Origin of the sequence: Megalodesulfovibrio gigas DSM 1382 = ATCC 19364, from assembly GCF_000468495.1 — a bacterium.
GTDB lineage: Bacteria > Desulfobacterota > Desulfovibrionia > Desulfovibrionales > Desulfovibrionaceae > Megalodesulfovibrio > Megalodesulfovibrio gigas.
Map to the genome: position 1 here is coordinate 3,353,690 of NC_022444.1, position 18,081 is coordinate 3,371,770.

Annotated in this window: 15 protein-coding genes and 2 pseudogenes; 12 read left to right on the forward strand and 5 right to left on the reverse strand. The window is 64.7% G+C overall.

Features of this window, described 5'->3' with window-relative positions:
- Positions 1–52: 52 nt before the first annotated feature.
- Complete coding sequence (gene purM, locus DGI_RS14790) at positions 53–1,111, reverse strand: phosphoribosylformylglycinamidine cyclo-ligase (protein WP_021761994.1); 1,059 nt, start codon at positions 1,109–1,111, stop codon at positions 53–55.
- Positions 1,112–1,226: 115 nt separating this feature from the next.
- Here purM and DGI_RS14795 point away from each other — a divergent pair, with 115 nt between their 5' ends.
- The 4 genes from DGI_RS14795 to DGI_RS14810 all read left to right on the forward strand — a co-directional run bounded on the left by DGI_RS14795 (position 1,227) and on the right by DGI_RS14810 (position 3,396).
- The gene (locus tag DGI_RS14795; RefSeq protein ID WP_021761995.1) at positions 1,227–1,520 is read left to right on the forward strand and encodes a hypothetical protein; all 294 of its coding nucleotides are present in this window, start codon (positions 1,227–1,229) and stop codon (positions 1,518–1,520) included.
- A gap of 16 nt (positions 1,521–1,536) precedes the next feature.
- Positions 1,537–2,550: an AmmeMemoRadiSam system radical SAM enzyme gene (amrS, locus tag DGI_RS14800; RefSeq protein ID WP_021761996.1), complete on the forward strand. Its 1,014-nt coding sequence runs from the start codon at positions 1,537–1,539 to the stop codon at positions 2,548–2,550.
- Between the two features lie 85 nt (positions 2,551–2,635).
- Positions 2,636–2,842, forward strand: a complete 207-nt coding sequence (locus DGI_RS14805; protein ID WP_021761997.1) for a Nif11-like leader peptide family natural product precursor — start codon at positions 2,636–2,638, stop codon at positions 2,840–2,842.
- On the forward strand, positions 2,839–3,396 hold the full coding sequence (locus tag DGI_RS14810) for a cob(I)yrinic acid a,c-diamide adenosyltransferase (protein WP_021761998.1): 558 nt from the start codon (positions 2,839–2,841) through the stop codon (positions 3,394–3,396). The genes DGI_RS14805 and DGI_RS14810 overlap by 4 nt, the downstream gene beginning before the upstream one ends.
- A 160-nt stretch (positions 3,397–3,556) precedes the next feature.
- Here DGI_RS14810 and DGI_RS14815 read toward each other — a convergent pair whose 3' ends face one another.
- The 4 genes from DGI_RS14815 to DGI_RS17530 all read right to left on the reverse strand — a co-directional run bounded on the left by DGI_RS14815 (position 3,557) and on the right by DGI_RS17530 (position 9,038).
- Entirely contained in the window at positions 3,557–4,294 is a 738-nt protein-coding gene (locus DGI_RS14815; protein WP_021761999.1) for a sulfate/molybdate ABC transporter ATP-binding protein, read from the reverse strand.
- A 129-nt stretch (positions 4,295–4,423) separates the two neighbouring features.
- Positions 4,424–5,173, reverse strand: coding sequence for a molybdate ABC transporter substrate-binding protein (modA, locus tag DGI_RS14820; protein ID WP_327023836.1), 750 nt, complete (start codon positions 5,171–5,173; stop codon positions 4,424–4,426).
- A gap of 10 nt (positions 5,174–5,183) precedes the next feature.
- Positions 5,184–5,849 carry a molybdate ABC transporter permease subunit gene (gene modB, locus DGI_RS14825; protein ID WP_021762001.1) on the reverse strand — a complete coding sequence of 222 codons (666 nt, stop codon included), beginning with the start codon at positions 5,847–5,849 and terminating at the stop codon, positions 5,184–5,186.
- A 99-nt stretch (positions 5,850–5,948) separates the two neighbouring features.
- Entirely contained in the window at positions 5,949–9,038 is a 3,090-nt protein-coding gene (locus DGI_RS17530; RefSeq protein ID WP_158407342.1) for an ATP-binding protein, read from the reverse strand.
- Between the two features lie 151 nt (positions 9,039–9,189).
- Here DGI_RS17530 and DGI_RS14835 point away from each other — a divergent pair, with 151 nt between their 5' ends.
- From DGI_RS14835 to gatC, 8 genes and pseudogenes are all read left to right on the forward strand, one after another.
- Complete coding sequence (locus tag DGI_RS14835; protein ID WP_407656295.1) at positions 9,190–10,719, forward strand: cobyric acid synthase; 1,530 nt, start codon at positions 9,190–9,192, stop codon at positions 10,717–10,719.
- A 74-nt stretch (positions 10,720–10,793) separates the two neighbouring features.
- Positions 10,794–10,985 (forward strand): annotated as a pseudogene (locus DGI_RS19335) (heat-inducible transcriptional repressor HrcA); the annotation flags it as partial.
- 53 nt (positions 10,986–11,038) lie between these two features.
- Positions 11,039–11,900 (forward strand): annotated as a pseudogene (locus DGI_RS14840) (IS1595 family transposase).
- Positions 11,901–11,913: 13 nt separating this feature from the next.
- Positions 11,914–12,798: a heat-inducible transcriptional repressor HrcA gene (gene hrcA / locus DGI_RS14845; RefSeq protein ID WP_051286693.1), complete on the forward strand. Its 885-nt coding sequence runs from the start codon at positions 11,914–11,916 to the stop codon at positions 12,796–12,798.
- Between the two features lie 119 nt (positions 12,799–12,917).
- Entirely contained in the window at positions 12,918–13,520 is a 603-nt protein-coding gene (locus DGI_RS14850) for a nucleotide exchange factor GrpE (RefSeq protein WP_021762004.1), read from the forward strand.
- A 159-nt stretch (positions 13,521–13,679) separates the two neighbouring features.
- Positions 13,680–15,605 carry a molecular chaperone DnaK gene (gene dnaK, locus DGI_RS14855; protein WP_021762005.1) on the forward strand — a complete coding sequence of 642 codons (1,926 nt, stop codon included), beginning with the start codon at positions 13,680–13,682 and terminating at the stop codon, positions 15,603–15,605.
- 109 nt (positions 15,606–15,714) lie between these two features.
- Positions 15,715–17,736 (forward strand): ABC transporter substrate-binding protein, encoded by a 2,022-nt coding sequence (locus DGI_RS14860; RefSeq protein WP_027193378.1) that lies wholly within the window; start codon positions 15,715–15,717, stop codon positions 17,734–17,736.
- Between the two features lie 18 nt (positions 17,737–17,754).
- Positions 17,755–18,063 (forward strand): Asp-tRNA(Asn)/Glu-tRNA(Gln) amidotransferase subunit GatC, encoded by a 309-nt coding sequence (gene gatC, locus DGI_RS14865; RefSeq protein WP_021762007.1) that lies wholly within the window; start codon positions 17,755–17,757, stop codon positions 18,061–18,063.
- Positions 18,064–18,081: the final 18 nt, after the last annotated feature.

Below are 18,081 nucleotides of genomic sequence, written 5' to 3' on the forward strand. Positions count from 1 at the left end.
CACATGGATGGCGGCATGCGCCGGGGCAGACCGGGGCAGCTCCGGGCACAGATCAGGGCAGGTGGTCGAACACCACCTGCTCGCCCTGGGCGTCCTTGCAGCGCTCAATGCGGCCGATGGTCCAGGCCGACTGCTTGAGGGCTCCCAGTCGGGCATGCACATCTTCTTCCTGCTCCTGGGGCACCACCAGCAGGTAGCCCAGGCCGCAGTTGAAGATTTGCAGCATCTCGCCCCAGGAGAGCCCGCCCTGCTCCTTGAGCCAGTGGAACACCGACGGCACCGGCCAACTGCCGAAACGCAGCCGGACCTCCACCGCCTTGGGCAGAATGCGGGGAATGTTGTCGTAGAAGCCGCCGCCGGTGATGTGGATCATGCCTTTGACATTGAAATCGCGCATCACATTACGCACGGTCTTGACGTAAATGGCTGTGGGCGCCAGCAGCACTTCCTTGACGGTGCGCTGCGAGCCGGGGAATTTCTGATCCGGCGTCAGGCCGGCTTCTTCCACCAGCTTGCGGACCAGGGAATAGCCGTTGGAGTGCAGCCCCGTGGAGCCCAGGCCGATGATCACATCACCCACGCTGATGCCCGCACCGTCCACAATTTTGGTGTTATCCACCAGACCCACGCAGAAGCCGGCGAGGTCGAAGTCGTCGCCGCGGTACACATCCGGCATTTCGGCGGTTTCGCCGCCCAGCAGGGCGCAGCCGGCCTCCTTGCAGCCGGCAGCCACCCCGGCCACCACCTGCTCGGCCCGGGTCACATCCAGCGCGCCGGTGGCGTAATAATCCAGAAAAAACAACGGCAGCGCACCCTGGACCAGAATGTCGTTGACGCTCATGGCCACCAGATCGATGCCGATGGTGTCGTAGGCGCCATAGGTGCAGGCCAACTTGAGCTTGGTGCCAACGCCATCAGTGGAGGCCACCAGCACGGGTTCTTCCAGGTCGCCCAGATCAGGCTTGAACAGGCCGCCAAAGCCGCCAATATCCGAAAGCACCCCCTTGATGTGCGTGGAGGTGGTCAGGGACTTCAGCCGCGACACCAACGCATCGGCAGCGTCCAGGTTGACTCCGGCCGCCTTGTAGGCCTTGCCGCGCTCGGACTTCATGCATGCTCCTTGCAAAAAATACACGTGAGACTTTTCGTGTACCGCACGCGCCATGCCTTTTCAAGCTGCCTGCAGCGATGTATTCTGGCACGAACCGTCAGTCAGGAGGCTCCCCATGCCGACATCTATCCGTCTTATCCTTTTTATTACAGCATGTTGGCTTCTCTTTCCCCAGGCAGACCCCGCCAGCGCCCAGGACGTGCGCCGGGATAAACATTTTGGCACATTCCACGAAGGCATGCGCATCGAAAGCGGTCCCGGCCAGGACACGGTGATCATCGTCTCCCCCCCGCCCCAGCGGGAGAACCAGACCGGCACCCCCCAGGGCAACGATGCATACCCACTCATCATTGCACCACAAATCAATGTTCCGCCCCGCCCGCCGCATCCCATGCCGCGCACCCAGTGACCCCCGGGAGACCACCATGCATCCAGCCAGATTATGGAAACCTCTATCCGAACATCGCGTGCAATGCCGGTTGTGCAGCCACTATTGCGTCATTGCCGACGCCGAACGCGGCCGTTGCGGCGTGCGTATGGTCAAGGATGACGCCCTGCACACCCTGGTGTACGATCAGGTGGCGGCCATCCATTTGGATCCGGTGGAAAAAAAACCGCTGTTCCACTTTTATCCCGGGCACATGACGTTTTCCCTGGGCACCATGGGCTGCAACCTGGCCTGCAGCTTTTGCCAGAATTACAGCCTCTCCCAGCCGCCGCGCGAAGGAGGCGGCATTCAGGGCCAACGCATCACCCCGCAACAACTGGTGGACGCCGCCAAGGCCAACGGCGCACGCTCCATCAGCTACACCTATTCCGAACCCACGGTGTTTTTTGAATTGATGGAAGAGACCGCCCGCCTGGCGCATCAGGCAGGACTCTTCAACATCATCGTCTCCAACGGTTTCATGAGTCCGGAATGCCTGGACGCCCTGGCCCCGCATATCGATGCCGCCAACATCGACCTCAAGGCCTTCACCGAGGCGTTCTATCACGACATCTGCCAGGCCCGCCTGGCCCCGGTGCTGGAGAACCTCAAGACCATCCGCCGCCTGGGCTGGTGGCTGGAGGTCACCACCCTGCTCATCCCCAGCGCCAACGACTCCGCCGAAGAGCTGCAGGCCATGGCCGCCTTCATCCGGGACGAACTCGGCCCGCAAACTCCCTGGCACCTTTCACGATTCCACCCCACCTGGCGCATGACAGACCGCGGCCCCACCCCCCTGGCCACCCTGGAGCGCGCCTGGGGCATCGGCGGGCAGGCGGGCCTGCAGTTTGTGTATGTGGGGAATGTTCCCGGGCACAACGGCAACAACACCTACTGCCAGAGCTGCGGGCAACCGCTCATCCAGCGTCAGGGATTTCAGATAGTTGCACAAAAAACCACCTGCCCGGGCTGCGGTACGGAACCCGCTGGCCGCTGGCTTGAGAAATCCTGAACAAGCTATTGGCATTGCCTGAACCCAAATATGGTGTACAGTGTCGGGCGACCCGATCGTCACCATTTCATCGTTTGGAGGGGCCATGTCCATTGACGATGCCTTGGCATACATGAAGCGTATGCGGGAAGATCCGGCCTTCAGAACCCAGGTGCAGGCCCTGCACGACGGCGACGACCAGGACGCCGCCTGGGCCTTCGTCAAGGAGCAGGGCTATGAGTTCAACTTCTCCGAGTTCCTGCAGGCGCAGCAGGAAGACATGGAGTCCTTGACACTCGCGACGCCGCAATGAACCTGGAATCATCCCCGGGGCCGCCTGATCGGCCAGCCCGGCCGCTGGTCCTCGTCTACACCGGCGACGGCAAAGGCAAAACCAGCGCCGCCCTGGGTCAGGTGGTCCGCGCCCTCGGGCACGGCCATCAGGTGCTCTTCTGCCAGTGCATGAAGCGGCCCGACGCCGCCGGCGAACAGCGTCTGCTGGCAGCCCTGCCGGGCGTGGACTTCCTGGCCGGCGGGCTGGGATTTTTCCGCAACGAAGCCGACCGCCCCCGCCACCGGCACGCCGCGCTGGACGTGCTGGCCTGGGCCGCGGACCGCCTGCGGCGCAGTCCCTGCTTTCTGCTGGTGGTGGACGAAGCGCTCTACGCCCTGGATGCCGGCCTCGTGACCCGCGAGGAGTTGGAATCCCTGCTGACCCTGGCGGGTGAACGCGGCGCGCATACGGTGCTCACAGGCCGCAACTGCCCGCCCTGGCTGGAAGAGAGGGCCGATCTCGTCAGCGAGGTCGTCTGCCGCAAGCATCCGTACGCACAGGGAATCCCTGCGGTGGAAGGCCTGGATTTCTGAGCTGCCGGGCGTCGGCAGGCCGGCGCGCCAGAGTGTAGATTAAGCGTGAAAAAGGATATTGCGAGAGGGGAAACCTTTTTGCAAAAGGTTCTCCCCTCTCGCGNGAACCTTTCTTCAGAAAGGTTCTTCCCCCGAAAACTCCTGTCAAAGACACCGTGCCTTATTCCTCCTGAAAGGCCGTCGCCAGGCATGCTTCCAGCGACTGGCCCGCGGCGGCCATCTCTGCCCTGGTCCAGGCGCCCACCACCGTGCCGGCGCGATAAAGCACCACGGCCTGGGCAAAGTCGTCCACCTCGGCAGGGTCGTGCGTCACCAGGATAAGCGGGATGTTGAACCGCTCCAGCACGCGCTTGAGCTCGGCCCGCATCACGGCCTTCAGCGGCGCATCCAGGGCGGAAAACGGCTCGTCCAGCAGCAGGATGCGCGGCCGCAGCACCAGGATGCGCGCCAGGGCCGCCCGCTGCTTCTGCCCGCCGGAGAGCTGCCCCGGCAGATTGTGCTGCACCTCGGCCAGGCCGAACAACTCCAGCATCTCATCCACTTCACGGGCCTGCGCCGGGGAGATGGGACGCCCCCAGCGCGTCAGTCCGAAGGTGACGTTGCGCCGCAAGGACAGGTGCGGGAACAGGGCGTAATCCTGGAACATGAAGCCCACGCGCCGGGCGCGCGCCGGCAGGTTGATGCCGGCGTTGGCATCAAAGAGGGTGTCGCCGTTCAGACGAATGACGCCGTTGTCCGGTGTCAGCAGACCGGCGATGGCGTGCAGGGTCAAGGATTTGCCGGATCCGGACGGCCCGAACAAGGCCAGCCGCTCTTCCATGAAGGAAAACTGCGAGGCCAGCTCGAAGCGCCGGCCTTTGCTCTCCATGGTCATGGCGATATCCACGTGAATGCGCATGCAACTCTCCACCCCCTTCTCCACCCGACACCATCAGCTGCTCTTTTACAACCAGCCGCCTTTCCGGAAAGGGAGCTTCGGGGGAAGAACCTTGTGCAGAAAGGTTCCCCCCCGAAAAGATTCATGGTGCTACGGCTTCTGGAATCCAAACCCTTCCAGCACGGCCATCCCTTCAGGCGAACGGACGTACTCCATAAACTTCCTGGCCAGGGCGGCATCGGCAGCGCCCTTGGTCACGGCAATGGGGTAGGTGACGGGTTCATCCAGGGGCAACGACTGCAGGATGGCCACGGCTTCCTTTTCCTTGTACGCGTCGGTACGGTAGACGAAGCCGGCATCAGCCTCGGCACGACGCAGATAGTCCAGCACCTGGCGCACGGACTCGGCAAACACAAACTTCTTCTCCAGTGTGCCAAACAGGTTGTGCTTTTCCAGGTACTTTTTGGCGTATTGCCCGGCGGGCACGCTTTCCGGTGTCCCGATGGCCACCACCTTCACGGCAGCGCCCGTCAAGTCCTCCACCTTGGCCACCTTGGCCTTGTTGGCCATGGGCACGGCCAGCACCAGGTCGTTCTTCACAAAGTCGGCACGGGTGGAGGCGTCGATGAAGCCCTTCTCCACCATCGTATTCATCCATTTCGGATTGGCCGAGGCAAACACATCCACCGGCGCGCCCTGCTCGATCTGCTTGGCCAGGGGGCCGGACGCGGCAAAGTTGAAGAGTATCTTCACATCGGGATTGGCCGCTTCAAACTTTTTGCCAATGGCGGTGAAGGCGTCCGTCAGGCTGGCGGCCGCCGAAACGGTCAGGTCCTTCGCCGCGGCCGGCACGGCCATGGCGACAACAAGCAGCAAGGAAATCAGCATCTTTTTCATCATGTGCGTTCCCTCAATAACGTGGTTTGAGCAGACGGGACGTGGCGACCAGCAGCACGATGCACACAACGGACACGATGCACACCAACAGGTTGGCGCGCGCATCGTCCCCCGCCTGCACGGCTGAATACACCGCCAGGGACAAGGTCTGGGTCCTGCCGGGCAGGTTGCCGGCAATCATGAGGGTGGCGCCGAACTCCCCCATGGCCCTGGCCAACGCCAGCATGGACCCTGCCAGAATCCCCCGCCAGGCCAACGGCAGGGAAACGAACAGGAACACCTCCCACTCCCCCGCACCCAGGGTGCGCGCCGCCTGCTCGCAACTGGCCGGCACGCCCTCCAGGGCTGCCCGCGCCGTGCGATACACCAGCGGGAACGCCACCACCAGGGAAGCCAGCACGGCCCCCTGCCAGGTGAAGATCAGCCGCACGCCCAAATACTCCTCCAGCATGCCGCCCAGCGCCCCGTTTCTGCCAAAAACCACAAGCAGGTAATACCCCAACACCGTGGGGGGCAGCACCATGGGGAGCGTGAGCACTGCGTCCAGCACGTCCTTGAAACGCCAGCGCAGGCGCATGACGGCCATGGCCGCCAGGGAGCCCAGCACCAGCGCGAAGCACGTAGCAATAAAGGAGACTTTGAGTGTGAGCCAGAGCGGCGAAAGAATATCCTGCGGCATGGTGAATCTGTAACGTCCCTTGCAGGTCGTGGGCAAGCCGTGCACGCGTTCCGGGGAACCCGTGTCCAGAAGCTGTTTAGAAATACTCCGCGAGAGGCGCTACGCCGCGGCCTCCAGGTCTGGGACCGGCAATTCCACAATGAATGCGCTGCCCTGGCCCCAGGCGGATTCCGCCCAGATGGCGCCTTTGTAATGCTCCACGATCTGCCGGCAGATGGCCAGCCCCAGGCCTGTGCCCGCAGGCTTGGCCACGCGGGTGTCATGCCCGGCCACCTGATAGAACTTGTCGAAAATGCGTTCCAGATCCGCCAGATGAATGCCCTGGCCCGTGTCTTCCACGCGCAGTTGCAGCACGCCGGCCCTGGGCATGCCGGCTTCCAGCCGCACCTGCCCGTGGGTGGTGAACTTGATGGCGTTGTGCAGCAGGTTGATGAGCACCTGGGTCACGCGGTCTGGATCCACCATCAATTCGGGCAAGGCCGGGGCAATCTCCACCACCAGACGCACATCCGGCTTCTGGGCGAACTGGCTGGAGACGGCGCGCACCGCCTGCGTCACCAGCGTGTCCGGAGCAATGCGCGCATCGCGCCAGTCCATCTTGCCGGACTCGATCTTGGCGAGGTCCAGCAGATCGTTGATGAGCCGCGTCAGCCGCTCGCCTTCCAGACCGATGATCTCCAGATTGTCCAGAATACGCCGGCCGCGGTCGGCCAGCCGGCCTTCATCTCCGGCCAGCCCCTGAAAATGCCTGGAGAAATCCTTGGCGATGAGCTTGGCGAATCCCAGAATGGACGTCAGCGGGGTGCGCAGTTCGTGGGACACGGATGTCAGGAAGCTGGTTTTCATCTGATCCAGCTCCAGCAGGCGGACATTGGCCGTCTCCAGCTCCACGGCTTTCTGGCCCAGATCCCGGGTGCGGGCTTCCACCAACTGTTCCAGGCGACGGTTGAGCCGGGCCAGCGCTTCTTCCGCCCATTTGCGTTCGGTGATGTCCTGCAGGATGCCGCGCATGCGTTCGGGACGGCCCCGGGCGTCCCGGCTCACCTCGCCAGCCTCGGCCACCCAGCGCTCGCTGCCGTTGGCGTGCAGGATGCGATGCTCCACGTTGTAGCCCACCCCGTGGCGGAAGGAGGCCCCCACGGCGTCTAGCACCAGCTTGCGATCGTCCGGATGCACCCGCTCCAGAAAGGATTTGTACGTGCCGGCGAACTCGCCGGGCTGCATGCCGAACATGGGGGCGATGGCATCGGACCAGAACAGCCGGCCCGAAGGGATGTCCCATTCCCAGGAACCGATATTGGCCGCCTTCTGGGCCAGGGCATAGCGTTCCTCGCTGGCCTTGAGGGCCCCCAGGGCCGCGTTGCGCTCCAGCACCGTGCCCAGCATTTCCGCCGCCATGGCCAGCAGGGTGGACTCCTCTTCCTGAAACGCCCGCCTGCCCCACATGACCCCGGCCACCAGGGCCCCGCGCATCCCCGAAGAGGAAGCCACCGGCACGGCCATGAAGGAGCGGAGGCCTTCGGCCTGGAGCACCTGGCGCAATTCCCCCGCCGGGGGCGGCAGGCTTTGCACATCTGCCACGCGGAGGGCATCCGTGCCCCGCAGCTTGGAAAGCAGCCACCCGTATTGCCCGATCGTTGAGGCGCGCCGTGCGGCATCGGCCGCGGGCGTTCCATCTGCCCGCCACTCGTGGGCCAGCCGGAGCTTGTGCTCTGCACCGCGGTCTGTCCCACGCATCACGGTGAAGACGCTATCCGCCGCCAGAAACTGCCCCAGCATGGCCAGCACCGCTTCGGCCGCGGCGCTGGTTTCTCCCAGCCCGCTTTCCAGACAGCGCCGGGAAATCTGCGCCACCAGCAGTTCGATTTCCAGCCGACGAACCAGCCGCTCGGTCATGGCGTTGAAGGCCTGGCCCAGCTCGCCCACCTCGTCCAGGCCGGTCACGGGCGCAGCGGCCGCCAGATCGCCGGCGGCCACCCGTCGGGCAGCCTGGGTCAGCCGTCGCACTGGCACGGTGAGGACCCTGGCCAGTCCCGCGCCCAGCAGGACCGCCAGCAACATCACCGCCAGGGTCAGGCCGACAAGCCAGTGGAGTTGGTGCCGCAGAGGAGTCATCACCAGGGATTCCGACTCAAAAAATGCCATCTTCCAGGGCTGTGTCTGCAGGGTGGCCAGGGCGAACACCAGTGCATCCGCCGGTTTTCCCTCACCGCGATGCAGTCGCGCGGCATGCAGGCCATGCGGAGTGGGAGCGTGGCGCAGCCCCTGCAGCAGGGAAGAGTCTTCGCCATCCCCCAGGGCTTCGAGCCGCCAGGCGGGTTGCAGGCGCAGCGCGCCGGCCTCGACAAATCCGAGGTGTCCGCAGGCCAGCAGCAGGTTGCGATCCTCCACCAGCACGGGGAACGAGGGCCGGCCGTCCAGTGCAGCCTCGGCCATGACCAGTTGCTGGAGCACATCCAGGGTGTAGGCCACCCGGAGCACGCCGAGGATGCGGCCGTGTTTCGATGCATCAAACACCGGCGCGGCAAAGACCAGACCATGGCGCATGCCGGCCTCGCGGGCGCGGGAGGAACCGGGCTGGGAATCAATCATGCACACGGGCGCGCCCGCAGTCAGCACGAGCTGCGCATACGGCGCCTCGCCATGGTGGTCGCCCGGGCGCAGGGCTCCGGAGGCCGCGACCACCACGCCTGCGGCGTCCAGCACGGCATGGTCGGCCAGAAAGATGGCCTGCTCGCCGGCCAGGGAATCCAGCAAGGCGCGCAGCCTCTCGCCCGCGGCAGGGGAGACGGCAGCAGGATCCTGCAGGGCGGCGGCCAATTCCGGCAGCCTGGCAAGCATGGTCACCCGTTCCAGATTGCCGCGCAGCAGGCCGTCCACGCGCAGGGCTGCACGGGCGGCGGCCGCATGCAGGGAGGAGGAGGCAGCCTCCCGCAGCACATGGCGCGTATGCAGGTGCTCCAGGGCCACGAAGGCCGCCAGGGGAGTCAGTCCCATCACCACCATGCAGCACATGAGCCGCATGCGCCAGGAGCGGGGATACAGCCGCCACCGGAGCCGCACCCCGGCCTGCCGGGCCAGGCGCAGCAGACGGGCGGGCAGTTTCAGACGCAGGCGCGCCAAAAAACCGGGCCTGCCATGCGCAGACGCATCAGGCCCTGGCGAACGGCGGCGGTTGTTGCTCGTCATGCACCCCTCATTGCGGCGATCTTCCCTCCCGGTCAGGTGTAGATGAGGACGTACCCGGATGCAAGGCCTACCGTCCGGCTGGCATGTGATCTCCTGCCCTCTGGAAACTCCGGGCAAAGCGCTGTACAAGGCGCGCATGCCACACACCACCCTGCCCCGTCGTGTCCCGGCCCTCATGCTCCAGGGCTGCAGCTCCAATGCCGGCAAGAGCGTGCTTGCCGCGGCGTTCTGCCGCATGCTCTTGCAGGATGGCCACGCCGTGGCCCCCTTCAAGGCCCAGAACATGAGCCTGAATTCCTATGTCACCCTGCGCGGGGAGGAACTGGGCCGCGCCCAGGCCACCCAGGCCATGGCCTGCCGCCTGGAACCGGACGCCCGGATGAACCCCGTGCTGCTCAAGCCGTCGTCATCGTCCGGCTCACAGGTCATTCTGATGGGCAAGCCGGTGGGACACATGAAGGTGGCGGACTACATCCAGTTCAAGCCCACCGCCTTTGAAACCGTCACCCGTGCGTATGACGAGCTGGCTGCCGAGCACGAGGTGATGGTCATCGAGGGTGCCGGCAGTCCGGCGGAAATCAATCTCAAGTCCCATGACATCGTGAACATGGCCGTGGCCCGCCACGCCCGCGCCACGGTGCTGCTGGTGGGAGACATAGACCGCGGCGGCGTGTTCGCCCATTTTGTGGGCACCCTGGCGCTGCTGCCTCCGGACGAGCGGGAGATGATCGCCGGGCTACTCATCAACCGCTTCCGCGGGGACGCCTCCCTGCTGGCGCCGGCCTTTCCGGAAATGCACACCCGCACCGGCAAGGACGTGCTGGGCGTGGTGCCCTACGTCCAGGAGCTGGGCCTGCCGGAGGAGGATTCCGTCACCTTCAAGGAAGGCGGACGCAGCACCTTCTGCGTCTTCAATCCCCTGCTTAAGCAGGGGAAGGTGGTCGTGGCCCTGGTGGATCTGCCCCACATCTCCAACTTTACAGACATGGACGCCCTGCGCCTGGAGCCGGATGTCCTGGTCCAGACGGCCCGCCATCCCGAGGACCTGGCCGGCGCAGACGTCATCCTCCTGCCCGGCACCAAAAGCACCGCCGCGGACCTGGCCTGGCTGCGGCAAAGCGGGCTGGCCGAGGCCATCCGGGCCAGAGCCGCCGACGAATCCGCCGTCATCGTCGGCATTTGTGGCGGGTTGCAAATGCTTGGCGAACTGGTGGACGACCCGGACGGCGTGGAATCCGGCCCGGCGCAGGCGCCGGCGCAGGGCCTGGCCCTGCTGCCCCTGCGCACGGCCATGGGCCGGGAAAAAATCCTGCGCCGCGTGCTCGCCCGCCATGTGGACACCAACCTGCCCGTGGACGGGTACGAGATCCATCACGGCGTCACCACGTTTTCCGGCACCACCGCGGCAGGCGAGGTGCTGGAAGACATTGTGGACCAGGACGGCCGCGCCCTGGGCTGGGGCCAGCCGGGAAATCTGGTCTGGGGCACCTACCTGCATGGCGTGTTCGATGCAGACCGCTTCCGCCGCTGGTTCCTGGATCGCATCCGCCAGCGCAAGGGCCTGACACCCCTGGGCAAGGTGATGCAGCACTACAGCATCGATCCTGCCTTGGACCGCCTGGCCGACGTGGTCCGCGCCCACGTGGACTGGCCCCGGATCAAGCAGCTGATGGGGCTCTGAAAAAAAGAGCAACCTTGACACCCCCGCGTGGCGTTGTTACCGGCTGTTGACATTCCTGTCAGGACGGCATCGCCATGCACGCACTCACGCCACGCGAGCACGAGGTCCTCAGAACCATCATGGAGGACTACATCTCCACCGCGCAGCCGGTGGGCTCAAGGGCTGTGTCCAAGCGTTCGGGCCTGAAGCTCTCCCCGGCCAGCATGCGCAACGTGATGGCAGACCTCACGGACAAAGGCTTTCCTGATTACCCACAATTCTCAGCTAGCTTGCCTGCGGAAGGACGTTGGAATAGAGTCAAGGCCCACGGAGGATTGCCATGGCACGAAATCCAGTCCAGTTTCAGAAGGGGATGAGCGAAGCCGAATTCGACCGGCTGTTTCCCACCGAAGAGCGTTGCTGGGTGCACCTTGTCCAATGGCGCTGGCCCAAGGGCTTTGCCTGCCCGATTTGCGGCGGCAACAAATACTCGCTGATCTTCGTTGGCAAACGACGCCTGTTCCAGTGTTCGCAATGTCGCACCCAGACTTCTGTCACCGCGGGCACGATCTTTGCCTCCACCAAGCTGCCGCTCAAGACGTGGTTTCGCGCTATCTACCACCTCACCCAAAGCAAGGGTGGCATTTCAAGTATTGAACTATCTCGGCGTCTTGGAGTCAGGCAAACCACGGCGTGGGCACTTTCCCACAAGCTGATGCAGGTCATGTTCGAGCGCGAACAACGCAGCACCCTCAAGGGCCGTGTGGAGATGGATGACGCCTACCTTGGCGGCACGCGACGCGGCGGCAAACGCGGCCGCGGCTCGCCAGGCAAGGTGCCGTTTCTGGTGGCGGTGGAAACAGACGAAGAGCACCGGCCCAAACGCATGAAACTTTGCCCGGTGGCCGGATTTCGGTGCCGCGAGGTGGAACGCTTCGCCAGAAAGTACTTTGATAGCGATGTATTGGCGTTAACAGACGGCTTGCGCTGCTTTAGCGGCGTGGCGCGCGCCGGCATCCGCCACGAGCCTGTTGCGGGCAGCGGGACCAAGGCGGTGCGGGACACGGTCTTCAAGTGGGCCAACACCATGCTTGGCAACATAAAGGCTGCACTTACAGGGACATACAGGGCNCACCTGTATAGGGCTCAGAACACCGCCCATGCCACAACGGCTGCTAAAACTGGCTGAGGTTTGTGGGTAATCAGGAAGGCTTTTTGGAACAGCCGCACACCTCCGCCGGCCGCGTGCCCACGGCCCAGGCCTTCCGGTTCTATCTGGATGCCGGCCTGCCGCCGCGGCCCGTGGATTCCGACGCCCGCGTCCAAATCCAGTCCGCCATCCTGGCCTCCGGGCTGGATCTGCACCGCATGCTGCACCAGGCCTCGCGGCTCATGGCCGGGCTCACGCATCAGGTGTCCATGGTCATCACCCCCGGGCTGCAGGACGCACGCTGGAAAGAAATTGACTTCGTGCGCGTCAAGGCCGGGCTGGTGCTGGCCGTGCTGGTGCTGGAAGGCGGCGAGGTCTGCAACCGGCTGCTGCCCGTGGAGAATGACCTGAGCGCCGACGAGCTCCGGCACTTCGCCAATTTCCTCAACGACACCTACCGCGGCAAGACCCTGAGCGAGGCCCGGAGCCTCATCCGCAAGGAACTGGCCGACGCCCGCAAACAACTCTCCAGGCTGTGCCACTCCGCCTTGCTGCTGGCCAAGGAAACCTGCGACCAGCCCACCGGGCGCGACGTGTTCGTGGATGGCGCCGCCAACATCCCCCGCCACGCCGAATTCGCGGATATCGAACGCCTGCGCGATCTGCTCTCCCTGCTCGAAGAGCGCAGCCGGCTGCTGGACATCCTGGACAAAATTCTCGCCACGGACCAAAATGCCCCGGGCCTGCGCATCACCCTGGGCCAGGAAGATCAGGACCTTGGCGAAGGCCTCAAATCTTTGAGTGTTATTTCAGCCACGTACGGAGACCACGCCACCCCGCGCGGGTCCCTGGCCATCATCGGCCCCATGCGCATGGATTACGCCAGCATCGTCCCGATGGTTGACACCATCGCCCAAACGCTTACTTCCTTGCTCAAAGCGCGATTCTAGCGCCCCGGCGCTGCCTTGCGCGCCTGTGTATATGCTTTGGCCGGCCGCGCCGGCCTTGTTTTTGGCCGACGTTGCGCAGCCTGCTGCACATTCCATTGTCCCAGGAGGAAATACACACCATGACCAACGACGGCGCCGCCTCCCAGGGCCGCACCATTCCCGTGACCGATCTGGACGACCAGCCTTCTTCCAACGTCCCCACGGGTGAGGCCCCCCCCAACCTGCTGGAGCTGGCCCTTTCCGACGAGGAACTCAAGACCCTGTGCGCGGATCGGCTGTGCCCCTCCTGCACCGACAAAACCGTGGCCGACGACGCCAAACTGCGCATGCTGGCCGAAATGGACAACTACAAAAAACGGCTGCAGCGCGAAAAGGACGACTTCGTCAAGTTCGCCAACGAAAAGCTCGTGGCCGACCTCATCCCCGCCCTGGACGCCATGGACCTGGCCCTCATGCACGGCGGCAAGGTGGCCGCCTGCAAGGATGTGGTCATGGGCGTGGAGATGACCCGCAAGATGTTTCTGGACATCCTCTCCCAGCACGGCCTGTGCCCCGTGGGCGCCGTGGGCGAGGAGTTCACCCCCGAACGTCACGAGGCCTTGGGCGAGGAACCCCGCGAAGACATGGCCCCCGGCCTGGTCTGCCAGCTCATCTCCCGCGGCTATATTCTCAAGGAACGCCTGGTGCGGCCGGCCAAGGTGATGGTGAGCGGGGCAAAATAGGAATTTTTTCCAAAACCCCCTGTACAAAATTTTGACGCGACTTAACTCAAGGCAGCAACGGCACGTTACGAGATCAGTAATTATTGATTTGACACTGCAACAACGCAATCAATAATTATTGAGCATTCTACACATATTTTTTTGAGGAGGACATTCGGCATGGGGAAGATCATCGGCATTGACCTTGGCACCACCAATTCCTGCGTCTACGTGATGGAAGGCAAGGACGCCAAGTGCATCACCAACCCCGAGGGCGGTCGCACCACTCCTTCCATCGTGGCCTTCACCGACAAGGAACGCCTGGTGGGCGAGCTTGCCAAGCGCCAGGCCGTCACCAATCCCGAACGCACTGTCTTCGCCATCAAGCGCCTCATGGGCCGCCGGTTCGACGCCTCCGAGGTCGGCTCCTGGAAGGGCCATTGCCCTTACAAAATCGTGGCCCTGGACAACGGCGACGCCGGCGTGGAAGTGGAAGGCAAGAAATACAGCCCCTCCGAAGTTTCGGCCATGATTCTGCAAAAGCTCAAGAAGGACGCCGAAACCTACCTGGGCGAAACCGTCACCGAAGCCGTCATCACCGTGCCGGCCTACTTCAATGACGCCCAGCGCCAAGCCACCAAGGACGCCGGCCGCATCGCCGGGCTGGAAGTCAAGCGCATCATCAACGAGCCCACCGCCGCCTCCCTGGCCTACGGTGCGGACAAGAAAGCCAACGAAAAGATCGCCGTGTTCGACCTGGGCGGCGGCACCTTCGACATCTCCATCCTGGAAGTGGGCGACAACGTGGTGGAAGTGCGCGCCACCAACGGCGACACCTTCCTTGGCGGCGAAGACTTCGACCATCGCGTCATCAGTTTCCTGGTGGACGAGTTCAAGCGGGAAAACGGCATCGACCTCTCCAAGGACCGCATGGCCCTGCAGCGCCTCAAGGAAGCGGCAGAAAAGGCCAAGAAGGAACTGTCCTCCTCCGTGGAGACCGAGGTCAACCTGCCCTTCATCACCGCGGACGCTTCCGGTCCCAAGCACATGCTCATCAAGTTCTCCCGCGCCAAGCTGGAGCAGCTGGTCATGGATCTGGTGGACCGCACCGCCGGCCCCTGCAAAAAAGCCCTGGCCGACGCCAAACTCTCCGCTGCGGAAATTGATGAAGTCATCCTCGTGGGCGGCATGACCCGCATGCCCCTGGTGCAGCAGAAGGTGAAGGAATTCTTCGGCAAGGAACCCAACCGCTCCGTGAACCCCGACGAAGTGGTGGCCATGGGCGCGGCCATTCAGGGCGGCATCCTGGCTGGCGACGTCAAGGACGTGCTGCTGCTGGACGTCACCCCCCTCTCCCTGGGCATCGAAACCCTGGGCGGCGTGATGACCAAGCTCATCGAACGCAACACCACCATCCCCACCCGCAAGAGCCAGGTGTTCACCACCGCGGCAGACAACCAGCCCTCGGTGTCCATCCACGTGCTGCAGGGTGAACGCCCCATGGCCGCGGACAACATGACCCTGGGCCGCTTCGAACTCACCGGCATTCCGCCGGCTCCCCGCGGCGTGCCGCAGGTGGAAGTGAGCTTTGACATCGACGCCAACGGCATCGTCAAAGTCTCGGCCAAGGATCTGGGCACGGGCAAGCAGCAGTCCATCGAGATCACCGCGTCCTCCGGCCTCTCGGAATCCGACATCCAGCGCCTCATCAAGGATGCCGAGTCCCACGCCGAGGACGACAAGAAGAAGCAGGCTGTCATCGAAGCCCGCAACCATGCGGATACGTTGATCTACACCACCGAGAAATCCATCAAGGACCTCGGGGAAAAGCTGGACGCCGCCCTCAAGGCCGAGATTGAAACCAAGCTGGAAGCCCTGAAGAAGACCATGGAAAGCGACGACGCCGACGCCATCCGCAAGGCCACGGACGAGCTTTCCACCGCCTCCCACAAGATGGCGGAGATGATTTACAAGCAGTCTGCCGAAAGCGCCACCCCGCCCCCCGGCGCTGGCGGCGCAGGCGGCCCCGGCGGCGCTGGCGGAGCAGCCGGCGGCCCCGGCAAGGACGACGACGTGGTGGACGCGGACTATACCGAAGTCAAATAGCCCCGCCTTGCCATTACGCCCGCAAACCGGTACAGAAGCGTGGCCTGCATGCGCAGCAGGCCACGCTTTGTTGTTTCCTTCGTGTCACCTGCGTGCTCGACCATCCATTATGCAGCATTCCCCCGCATCTTCCCGCCGTGGTGTTTCGGCTGTCCTGCAGGCCCTGCTGCTGGCGCTTCTGGCAAGCCTGGCGCTTTCCGCCTGTACGATCTTCGAAAAACAGCCCATTCAGGTCCCGCCGCGCCAGCCGGACTCGCCCGTGCATGCCCCGGCCACCCCTGCGCCGCCGGTGCGCGGCCCCCTGACGTCGGCAGACCAGGCCTTCGCTGCCCGCAACTATGCCGCCGCCATCACCCTGTATGGGCAGGCTGCCCGCAATACCGCCCTGCCCCTGGAACAGCGCCGCATCGCCTGGCAGCGGCTGGCCGAGGCCGCCCTGCTGGTCAATCAGGCCACCGCGGCCCTGGACGCCGTGAATGGCTGGCGGCAGATGGAGCCCCGGGCCGTGGCCAATGCGGACTGGCAGACCCTCTGCATCAAGACCCTGCGCGCCATGCCGGACTCCCAGCCCAAGTCGGACCAGCTCCAGGCCCTCCAGCGCGACAGCGCCTCCCCGCCGCGGTTGCAGGCCATGGCCGGTGTCTCCCTGGCGGCCATCTCCTGGCGCATGGCCGATCTGCAGAACGCCTACGCCCGCCTCGCCCAGTTGGCGGCGTCCTACCCTGGGCAACTGGCGGATCTGGAAGCCACCCTGTACGACGAACTGCAGACCATGCCGCCCTCCAACGGCGAATCGCTGCTGCTGCTCATTCCCCAGGAACAACACCGCCAGTTCCCGGCCACCATCATCCTGCTGGAAAAGGCCCGTCGCCTGAAATCCTACGATCCGGCCCAGGCCGCGCAGATTGCCCAGTATTTGCAGGGCGCCGTGGCCAACACCGCACTGCTGGCGGCAGTGCTGGGAGGCGGCGCTGCCGTCCCGCCGGCGGCCGCCTCCGGCGGCGTGGCCATCGCCGTGCCCTTGTCCGGGCCCTACGGCAACATCGGCTGGAAGATCGTCCGCGGCGCCGGCATCGCCCGGGATGCCCTGGCCCGTCAGGGCGTGACCATGGTGGTGGAAGCCATCGACACCGAACAGCCGGACTGGCTCGACAAACTGCGCGCCCTGCCCGAGACCATCACCGTGGTGGGCGGCCCGCTGCGGGCGGATCGCATCCAGGCCCTGGACACCGCCAACCTTTCGCACCGGTTTGCCTTTTTCGCCTTCGCCAACGGCATCGGCGTCGGCACCATGCAGGAAGGCCGCGATGCCTGGCGGTTCTTCTCCAGCCCGCAGGATCAGGTGCGGACCCTGGTGGACTTCGCCCGCAGTCAGTTCAATGTCTCCAGTGTGGGCATCCTCACACCGGAAGACGATTTTTCCCAGCGCATGACCCAGCTCTTCGAGCAGGAAGCCCGGGCCCGCGGCATGGCCGTGTCCGTGACCATGCCGTATCCGGCTTCGGACCGGAACGCCTGGTACGACGTGGCCGGCCGGTTCCTGCAGGCCGGGGAGGTGCAGGCCGTGTTCATGCCTGCCGGGTTTGACCATGCCGAAATCATGCTGCCGAACTTCATCTACCACCAGCGGCGGGATCTGCTCTTCCTGGGGCCGTCCATCTGGGGGCAGGCGCTTTCGCGCAATCGCAACATCGTGGAGCGCGACTTCCAGCGCGCGGCCTTCCCCTGGGCCTGGCGCATGGACGCCCCGGGCGCGGCCAGCCGGGAACTGGCCCAGCAGCTGCAAGCCACGGGCGGCGGCGCGCCGGATCTGTGGGCCGCCATTGGCTACGATTTCGTGCGCTTCATGCATGCCGTGGGGCAGGTCCCCAGCCCCATCGACGCCACCTTCCTCAACCATCGGCTCACGGCCAGCTCCATCGAATGGAGCATGGCCCCCATACACTACGACGCCGCCGGCCGCGCCTCGCAGCAGCTCTTCATCTTCCGCCCCACCCGACAGGGCTATGTGCTGTTCGATGCGCCGGCGGGGACGGCAGCCCCCGCCCCCACCGAATCCGACAACTCCGGAGAAGGCGCGCCGCACGGCGAGGCAGCCCAGCCTGCGCCGGCTGGCGGACAGCCGCAATAAGGATTAAGGAAGCCCCTCATGTCAGCCCCATCTCACGAACCCAAGGGCCTGAGCAGCAAGGACGCCGCAGCCATCGCCAGACTGGCCCGGCTCTCCCCTGATGACGCCCTCCTGGAACGTTTTGCCCGACAGGCCAACGACATCCTGGCCGCCATGGAAACCCTGGCCGAAGTGGACACCGCCGGCGTGGCCCCCCTGTACAGCCCCATGGAGCATGCCCCGGTGCTGCGCGAGGATGTGGCCCTCCAGGTGCACTCGCGCGAAGACCTGCTCGCCAACGCCCCGGAAACCGACGGCCAGTTCTTCATGGTTCCCCGCATCGTGTAACGTCCGCGTACATCAAAT